The sequence below is a fragment of the Sphingomonas sp. genome, from assembly GCF_050725575.1.
Lineage (GTDB): Bacteria > Pseudomonadota > Alphaproteobacteria > Sphingomonadales > Sphingomonadaceae > Sphingomonas.
The window spans coordinates 51,055-59,507 of sequence record NZ_JBOHHW010000032.1 but is presented as its reverse complement, the minus strand read 5'-3'; the positions used below and the strand labels follow the sequence as shown (position 1 = coordinate 59,507).

Sequence of the window (8,453 nt, the reverse complement as noted above, 5' to 3'; positions counted from 1 at the left end):
TATGTTCGACCTCCTCGGCCTGGAAATCCAGCACTGCCGCCGACAGGACCGGATCGCTGTCGCCCAGCTCGGCCAGCTGGTCCTCATAATGTTTGTCGATCTCAGTCTCGACCGCTACGGTGCAGGCCATTGCCGCCGCCGGGCCGATTGCCGCGGTCACCGCGCCAAGCGCGAAGCCGGCGACGTTCCAGAAGGGCTGAAGCAAGGTCGGACGAACGCCGCGTTCAGCGATCATCGCATCGAAAAAGGCGCGGTGGCGCTCCTCCTGATTGGCCATGCCGGCAATCGCACGCGCCATGGGCGAGCGGTCGCCCATCACCGCCAGCTGCCCGGCATAGATGCGCGTCGCGCCATATTCGCCCGCCTGATCCACCCGGATCATGGCGTGCGTGTCGCGCTTTGCATCGCCGGGTTTCCAGCCGCTCATCTGCGTCGATCTTGTACCATCAACCACAAGATGGTGGCGGCACCGCCGAGTGAAAAGAGCGCATTGAAGCCGGCGAGCGAGATTCCGAACAGGCTCCACTGCGCCACGTCGCAGCGAATGATCGGCGCGCCCATGATCCGGGCGAGCATGTCCTGCGGCGTACCGCCCGATCCGGTGATGTTCGATGCGCAGGCAGTGATGCCATTCCACCAATGATATTCGACCCCGGCATGGAACACGCCGATCGCGCCGCTGGTGGCGATGGCGAGCGCCGCGAGCACCACCAGCAGGCGCCGCGCCGGCGGCGGCAGGAAGAAGGCGAAGCCGGCCAGCCCGATCGCGGTATAATGCGGCCAGCGTTGCCAATGACACATCTCGCACGGGAACAGGCCGCCCCAATATTGCGAGAGCAATGCGCCCGCCATGAGGGCAACCGGCAGGAAGAAGGCAAGCTCATGGGCGAGCTGAAAGCGGGTGCGGGCCATTATTTTGCCGATGCGGCCATTTTCGACGCGGCGCCAAGCCGGGCGATGGTCTTCAGCGCATAATCGAGCTGGAAGTCAGTGACCCCCTTGGTCTTGAGCTGATCCGGCGTGGCGCTGTAGCGCGGATCATCCTTGGTATCCTCTTCGAGCACGGCGTTGTCGGCCTTGACCTCGTTGATCAGGTGGCGGCGCAGATCGGCTTCGCGGAACACCGGGCGAGTCTTGAAATCGGGGTCGGAGATCTGCGGCACCTTGATATCGGGTTCGATCCCGCCCTCCTGCACCGAGCGCCCGGACGGCGTGTAATAGCGCGAGGTCGTGAGGCGCAGCGCGGAATTATTGCCCAGGTCGAGCACGGTCTGCACCGATCCCTTGCCGAACGAGCGTTCGCCCATGACCAGCGCGCGGTGGTGATCCTGCAGCGCGCCGGCGACGATCTCAGACGCCGAGGCCGATCCCGAATTGACCAGCACGATCACCGGCAAGCCGCGAGAGGGATCGCCGTTCTTGGCGTAGAATCGCTCGATATCACCCTTTTCGCGGCCGCGTTCCGAGACGATCTCGCCATAATTGAGGAAATTGTCGGCAACGTTGATCGCTTCGTCGCGCAGGCCGCCGCCATTGTCGCGCAAATCGACGATATAGCCGAGCGGCGGTTTGCCGAGCGACTTCTCGATCCCCAGCATGCCCGCCTTCACCGCCGCGCCGGTATTTTCCGAGAAGGTATTGATGTTGAGGATGCCGATGCCGTTCTTGACCTCCCACTTCACCGGCTTCTGCACGATCTTCTCGCGCACCAAAGTCACTTCGATCGGCTTGTCGCGGCCCGGCCGGACCAGAGTCAGCGCGATCTTGCTGCCCGGCGTGCCGCGCATCTGGGTGATCGCCTCGTCCAGCGTCTGGCCGTAGATCAGCTTGCCGTCGATATGAGTGATGTAATCGCCCGACTTGATCCCGGCGCGGAAGCCCGGCGTGTCCTCTTGCGGCGCGATGACCTTGACCGCGCCATCCTCCGACGTGACGGTCAGGCCGAGCCCGCCATAGCTGCCCATCGTCTGGATGCGCAGATTGTCGTAATCGAGCCCGGTCTCATAAGCACTGTGCGGGTCGAGCGCGGCGAGCATGCCGTCGATCGCGCCCTTGATCAGCGTCTTGTCGTCGACCTTGTCGACATAGGCGCCCTTCACCCGGTTGAAGACGTCCATGAACTGGTCGATCTCGCGATAGGCGTCGGTATCGACCTGCGCCATCGCGGCGGTCGTGGCGGGAACGATCGCCAGCACGGCGGCGATCGCGGTTGCCTGAATGAAGGGACGAGCCATGACATTTCCAAATCGGGAGAGCGGTTAGGGCGACTCTAGCTGCTAATTGAGCGCGATCAAAGCGGGGTCAGCATGAACCTGCGGTGAGCCCGCCCCGGCAATCCGCAAAACAATGGATGTTCGGCCGGCACGGACAGAATTGAATCGACGGGATGCTTCAGTTCGACATCGCCCGATGCCGAGGCGTACTGGCGCAGGCAGTCGGTGCCCCGAATTCCCGTTGCTGCAGGAAGTTTGGCGGGAAGCTTTGCGGGAAAATGCGTTTTTGAGCGTTCTGCGGGAATCTGCGGGAATTTCTGCGGGAATTTTGCAGGTGTGCTGTGGGACTCGGGAAATGTGGTTGGGGGAAACGATTGGGGCGGAGTCATGGTCTGCTCTCTTTTCCGGTTTGCTGATTCAGATGGCGCCTCGAGAGCTGGTATGACGACACCGGAAAGCGATTTGAATCGAGCCGGCATGCGGCCGAGCCCAGCTCCGCCTCATCCGATCAGCGGCGTCATGTCGACCGCACGCCCCTTGCGGCGCAGTTCGACCGTCACGCGCGGATCCTCGCCGCGCGTGGCCCGGCCGATCGGCGATCCCTGGCTGACGCTCTCGCCGACCCGTACCGATGCCGAGCCCAGCCCGGAAACGAGCGAGGTCCAGCCGCCGCCATGATCGAGGATGACGATCGTGCCATAACCCCGGAAGGGACCGGCATAAGCGACTCGCCCCGCTGCCGGTGCCACCACGGTCGCGTCGGCTGCGGCTGCGATGGTCAGCCCGCGCGAGCGCACGCCGGCATCCGACAATTCACCCAGGCCGGTGACGATCTTGCCCACCACCGGCAAGCGATAGGGCGGCGACGCGTGCGACCAGGACACGGTATCGACCGGCGACGCGGTCTCGCCCGGCCGCGGCGGGCGCGGCAGCGGGCCGGGAAGCGATTCGAGGCTCTCGCGCACCGCCGCCTGATTGCCCAGCGTGCCCATCAGGTCGACGATATCGCGGGCGCGCTCGCCCAGCGCGATCGCACGATCCGATTCGAACAACGCGTCGCGCCCGAGCGCGCGCGAGCGCAGCCGGTGCTCGGCCTCGAGCCGGGTCAAGGCGAGCCGTTGTTCCTCGAGCCGGGTGCGGCTGCCGGCCAGCGCCTGAGTCGCCAGCGCGGCACTGGCCTGAAGCCGGCGCGTGCGCGCCAGATCGGCCCGGACATCGGCGGTACGGGCATGAATCACCGGCAGCGTGCTCGACAGGACCGCACGGACATGGACGATATCGCCGACCGAACCCGGCTGAACGATGCTGATCAGCGCGGGACGCCGCGCCAGCGACTGCAGCGCCGCGACCAGCCGGACGACCGGCCCCTGGCGCTGCGCAAGCCGCGCGCGCTGCTCCGCGAGCTGGCGGCGGATGATCTCGAGTCGCGCCTGTCCCGCCGCGATATCGGCCTCGGCCTGCTGAATGCGCGCCGCAACGGCGGCCTCCTGCGCGCGTGCCTGACGCGCCTGATCCTGCTCATGCGCGGCCTGCGCCTCAAGCCGGGCGGAGCGCTGCGCCGCCGCCTCGGACTGGGCCTTGGCCTCGGCGAGGCGCTGGCGTTGATCCTGCGCCGGCAGCGATTGGGCGACCAGGCCGAGCGCGCCTGCCCCCGCGATCAATCCCCAAAGCTTCGCGCCCCTCCGCATGCCGCCTATCCTTCGCGGTGATAGGGATGATTGGCAAGGATGCTGGTCGCACGCCATAATTGTTCGGCGAGCATGGCGCGGGCGAGCATATGCGGCCAGGTCGCGCGGCCGAACGAGAGCAGCAAATCGGCGCCGGCGCGGTCGGCGTCATCGAAGCCGTCAGCCGCGCCAATCATGAAACGCACCTCACGCACGCCATCGTCGCGCCAACGCCCGAGCTTCTCGGCAAAAACCCGCGAGGGCAATACGTCGCCGGTCTCGTCAAGCATGACGATCCTGGTTTGTGACTCAAGTGCCGGCAGCTTGCCCCCCATATCCGGCAGCTCGGTCACCCTGGTCGGCCAGGACAATCGCTTCAGATAGCGCGCGACCAGTTCCGCTTCGGGGCTCTTCCCGATGCGACCCCGTGCGACGATATGGAGCAGCAAGGCCTAATCGTCGGAATCAGTTTCGACGTCGGCATCAAGCGCCGGCGCAGTCGGCACCGGGGGTGCGTCGCCGAACGCCCACATCCGTTCGAGATTGTAGAAGCTGCGCACTTCGGGGCGGAACAGATGGACGATCACATCGCCGGCGTCGATCAGCACCCAATCGGCGGTCGGCAGACCCTCGATCCGCGTGGTGCGGCCGAGTTCGCCCTTGATTTTCTCGGCGAGCTTGGACGCCATCGAGGCGACCTGGCGCGTCGAGCGACCGCTCGCGATCACCATATGATCGGCGATCGACGATTTGCCGGCGAGCGGGATGGAGATCGTATCGACCGCCTGATCGTCGTCGAGCGAAGCCAGAACCAGCTTGTGCAGTGCCTCGACCTCTTCCGGGTCGGTCGCGCGAATGGCGGGTGAAGTTGAAGCCAAAACGATTCCTATGATGAGCGTGTTGATCCGGATTGCGGCAGAAAACGCCGTTGCCAGGCGGGATCGGTCTTGCGCAGGCCGGTCGCCGAGGTGGGGTCAGGGCGGAATCGCAACAGCACGAGTGCCGGCATTCTCCACGTCGTCCAGCTCTTTGCCTGGTATGCGGGCCGGATGAAGCGCCGCAACCAACCCATCGCGGGAGCCGCGCGGGCAGCATGCTCATACCCCGGACGCGCAATGACCGCAATCGGAACCTCACGCGCGATGCCACGCCAGTCGCGCCACTGGTCGAATTGCGCGAGATTGTCCCCACCCATCAGCCAGATGAAGCGCTTTTTCGGGTAAAGCCGGACCAGTTTGCGCAGCGTGTCAGCGGTGTAGCGCGTGCCGAGCCGCGTCTCGATATCACTCGGCCGGATCGGCGCATGTCGTGCCATCGCCCGCGCCGAGGCAAGGCGGACAGCCAAAGGCGCCATGTCGCGAGCCTTGTCCTTGAGCGGATTGCCGGGCGAAACCAGCCACCACACTTCGTCGAGCCCAAGCGCATCGAGCGCAGCCAGGCTGATCGCGCGGTGACCGCGATGCGCCGGATTGAAGGAGCCGCCAAGCAGGCCGATACGGGTCAATCGCGTTTCCAGTCCTGGCGGCCATGATGGATGCGCAGGACTTGGATCCTTTCAGCCAGCACGCGATAGATCAAGACATAGGGGGTCGAGCCAACCCGCCATTTCCGGACCTCCTCTCGCCGCAGCGCGGGGCCGGCCTTCGGCATCGTCGTCAAAAACTGTGCCGCTTGTTCGGTCCTGTCAGTCACGTCTTCCGCCGCGGCTTCGGAATAGACCATCCAATAATCGTCGATCGCCTCGAGATCGACGATCGCGAGATCGGACCATTCGGCGTTCATGTGGCGCTGCGCTGCCGCCTTCGCTGCCTGAGATCGGCGAACACCTGATCCTGAGGCGTCAATTCCCCGCGATCGGCCGACTCGATGCCCGCCTGCACAAAGGCGAGAAATTCGGCCTCACTCTCGGCCGCCCGCTTGATCGCCTCGGCCGCAAACCAGGCGCGGCTGCGTCCCTGCGCCGCGGCGATCTTGTCGACCAATGCCAGCGTTTCTTCATCGAGGCGGGTGGTGACGACTGAAGTCTTGCCCATGTATTTAATGTATACATTCGATACAGGCGATCAACCCCGCACCTGCCCCGTGCCGCGCACCACCCATTTATAGGTCGTCAGTCCTTCGAGCGCGACCGGGCCGCGGGCATGCAGGCGGCCCGTGGCGATCCCGATTTCCGCGCCCAGGCCGAATTCGCCGCCATCGGCGAACTGAGTCGAGGCGTTCCACAGCACGATCGCCGAATCGACGCCCGCGATGAACCGGTCCGCGACCGACTCGTCCGCGGTGACGATCGCGTCGGTATGGTGCGAGCCATGCGTGGCGATATGCGCCATCGCGCCGTCAACGCCGTCGACGATCGCCACCGAAACGATCGCATCGAGATATTCGGTGTCCCAGTCCGCCGCTTCGGCCGCCGCGACCGATGCATCGAGTGCGCGCACCGCCGGGTCGCCGCGCACCTCGCAACCCGCCGCCGCGAGCGCCGCCGTCAGGCGGGCCGCGCCGGAATAGTCGCGGTCGATCAGCAAGGTTTCCATCGCGCCGCAAATACCGGTGCGGCGCATCTTGGCATCGACCACGATCTTTTCCGCCATCGCCGGATCGGCGGCGGCATGGACGAAGACATGGTTGATGCCGTCTAGATGCGCGAGCACCGGCACGCGCGCTTCGGCCTGGACGCGTGCGACCAGGCTCTTTCCGCCGCGCGGGACGACCAGGTCGATCACCCCCTCGGCGGTGAGCATCGCGCCGACCGCGGCGCGATCGGTGGTCGGCACAAGCTGCGCGATATCGACGGGCAGCCCGGCCTCGGCCAGGCCGGCGACGAAGGCGGTATGGATCGCACGATTGCTGTGCGCCGCTTCCGATCCACCGCGCAGGATGACGGCATTGCCCGCCTTCACGCACAGTGCCGCCGCATCGGCGGTGACGTTGGGACGGCTTTCATAGATGATGCCGATCACGCCGATCGGCACGCGTACGCGGCGCAGCACCAGGCCATTGGGCCGCCGGCTTTCATCGATCAGCGCGCCGACCGGGTCGCGCAGACCGGCGATCGCCGCCACGCCCGCCGCCATCGAGTCGATCCTGCCCGCATCGAGCATCAGCCGATCGAGCATCGCCTCCGACAGGCCGATTTCCCGTCCGTGCGCCATGTCGAGCGCATTCGCGGCCAGAATCTCCGCCGTCGCCCCGCGCAGCCGGTCCGCCGCCGCATCGAGTGCGCGCGCCTTGGTCGCGCTCGGCAACGCGGCAACAGTGCGCGCAGCTCGGCGGGCGCGAATGCCCATCTCGGCGATCAGCGAGACAGGGTCGAATATGGGCGCATTATCAGCCATGGGGGCACCGCTATCACGCCCGTCACGCTGGACCAAACCCCTATCGCCTTTGCCGGCCGTGATGCTATTCGCTGCGCCATGACGGGGGAAATCGAAGCAGTCGGCGACATCGCTACCGGTGCACTGGCCGGGCACGCCATCGATCCGGGAGCGACCGGCGCGCATGACGGGGCCGCGCACGGCTCGTGCCTCAATTGCGGGACGACGCTGATTGGCGAGCATTGTCACCAGTGCGGCCAGAATGCGCATGTGCACCGCAATCTCCACTCGCTGTTCCACGACCTGCTGCACGGCGTGTTCCATTTCGAGGGCAAGATCTGGCGCACGCTGCCGATGCTGTTCGGGCGGCCCGGATCGCTCACGCGCCGGTATATCGCCGGCGAGCGGGCGCGATTCGTCTCGCCGCTAGCGCTGTTTCTGTTCTCGGTCTTCCTGATGGTCGCGACGTTCGGCACGATCGGCGGGCCGCTCGGGCACGGCACGGTGAACCATAATGGCACTGAACTCGACAAGGCTGAGGTGCGCGCCGAGATCGACAAGGAAAAGAAGCGCGAGGCGCGACTGGTCGAGCAACGCGCGGCGGCGGTCGCGCGCGGCGGCAACACCGAACGGATCGACGAACGGCTGGAGGATGTACGTGGCGACATCAAAGGCCTGACCATCGCAAACACCATCACCGAGGGAAAGCTGGCCGACCCGGTGACGACCATCCAACTGGCCAAAACAGGCAATGGATGGCTCGACACGCGAGTCAAAAAAGCGGCCAAGGAACCCGGGTTGTTCTTCTACAAGGTGCAGTCAAGCGCCTATAAATATAGCTGGGCGCTGATTCCGATCTCACTGCCGTTCATCTGGCTGTTGTTCGCGTTCCGCCGCGATGTCGGGCCCTACGACCATGCGATCTTCGCGATCTATTCGCTGTCGGCGATGACGCTGGGCATGGTCGGGCTGAGCATCGCCAATGCTATCGGCCTGCCAACGGCGTTGATTGTCCTGGTCATCCTGTTCGGCCCGCCACTGCACATGTACAAGCAGCTTAAGGGCGCCTACGGGCTCACCCGGTCGGGCGCGCTGTGGCGGACAGGGGCGCTGGTCGTCTCCGCCTATGTCGCGGCATTCCTGTTCTTCGCGGCGATCGTCAGCACCGTTTCGGGCTAGAGCCAGAAGATTTTAGGTAACTCTTGTCAGTCATTCCCGCGATCCAGCGCGGCTGGATGAAACGCTAAGCCACGAAAAAC

The 8,453-nt window shown here is 65.4% G+C and carries 12 protein-coding genes; 1 reads left to right on the top strand and 11 read right to left on the bottom strand.

Features of this window, described 5'->3' with window-relative positions:
- From ACRECS_RS18890 to ACRECS_RS18840, 11 genes are all read right to left on the bottom strand, one after another.
- Positions 1-427: demethoxyubiquinone hydroxylase family protein (locus ACRECS_RS18890; RefSeq protein ID WP_431584488.1), on the bottom strand; the 427-nt coding region annotated here is incomplete at its 3' end.
- A complete protein-coding gene (locus tag ACRECS_RS18885; RefSeq protein WP_431584487.1) occupies positions 424-912 on the bottom strand; it encodes a disulfide bond formation protein B in 489 nt (162 codons plus the stop codon). The genes ACRECS_RS18890 and ACRECS_RS18885, both read right to left, overlap by 4 nt.
- The gene (locus ACRECS_RS18880; protein ID WP_431584486.1) at positions 912-2,234 is read right to left on the bottom strand and encodes a S41 family peptidase; all 1,323 of its coding nucleotides are present in this window, start codon (positions 2,232-2,234) and stop codon (positions 912-914) included. The genes ACRECS_RS18885 and ACRECS_RS18880 overlap by 1 nt, the downstream gene beginning before the upstream one ends.
- A gap of 56 nt (positions 2,235-2,290) precedes the next feature.
- Positions 2,291-2,602, bottom strand: a complete 312-nt coding sequence (locus ACRECS_RS18875) for a hypothetical protein (RefSeq protein ID WP_431584485.1) — start codon at positions 2,600-2,602, stop codon at positions 2,291-2,293.
- A 111-nt stretch (positions 2,603-2,713) separates the two neighbouring features.
- Positions 2,714-3,901, bottom strand: a complete 1,188-nt coding sequence (locus ACRECS_RS18870; protein ID WP_431584484.1) for a murein hydrolase activator EnvC family protein — start codon at positions 3,899-3,901, stop codon at positions 2,714-2,716.
- 5 nt (positions 3,902-3,906) lie between these two features.
- A complete protein-coding gene (locus tag ACRECS_RS18865) occupies positions 3,907-4,329 on the bottom strand; it encodes a 23S rRNA (pseudouridine(1915)-N(3))-methyltransferase RlmH (RefSeq protein WP_431584483.1) in 423 nt (140 codons plus the stop codon).
- Between the two features lie 3 nt (positions 4,330-4,332).
- On the bottom strand, positions 4,333-4,758 hold the full coding sequence (gene rsfS / locus ACRECS_RS18860; protein ID WP_431584482.1) for a ribosome silencing factor: 426 nt from the start codon (positions 4,756-4,758) through the stop codon (positions 4,333-4,335).
- A gap of 8 nt (positions 4,759-4,766) precedes the next feature.
- Positions 4,767-5,384, bottom strand: a complete 618-nt coding sequence (locus tag ACRECS_RS18855) for a nicotinate-nucleotide adenylyltransferase (RefSeq protein WP_431584481.1) — start codon at positions 5,382-5,384, stop codon at positions 4,767-4,769.
- Entirely contained in the window at positions 5,381-5,662 is a 282-nt protein-coding gene (locus ACRECS_RS18850) for a type II toxin-antitoxin system RelE/ParE family toxin (RefSeq protein ID WP_431584480.1), read from the bottom strand. Before ACRECS_RS18850 ends, ACRECS_RS18855 begins: the two co-directional genes overlap by 4 nt.
- On the bottom strand, positions 5,659-5,913 hold the full coding sequence (locus tag ACRECS_RS18845) for a CopG family ribbon-helix-helix protein (protein ID WP_431584479.1): 255 nt from the start codon (positions 5,911-5,913) through the stop codon (positions 5,659-5,661). Before ACRECS_RS18845 ends, ACRECS_RS18850 begins: the two co-directional genes overlap by 4 nt.
- A 30-nt stretch (positions 5,914-5,943) precedes the next feature.
- Positions 5,944-7,215 (bottom strand): glutamate-5-semialdehyde dehydrogenase, encoded by a 1,272-nt coding sequence (locus ACRECS_RS18840; RefSeq protein ID WP_431584478.1) that lies wholly within the window; start codon positions 7,213-7,215, stop codon positions 5,944-5,946.
- A 78-nt stretch (positions 7,216-7,293) separates the two neighbouring features.
- On the opposite strand from ACRECS_RS18840, the gene ACRECS_RS18835 reads away from it, so the two are divergent.
- Entirely contained in the window at positions 7,294-8,373 is a 1,080-nt protein-coding gene (locus ACRECS_RS18835; protein WP_431584477.1) for a DUF3667 domain-containing protein, read from the top strand.
- Positions 8,374-8,453: the final 80 nt, after the last annotated feature.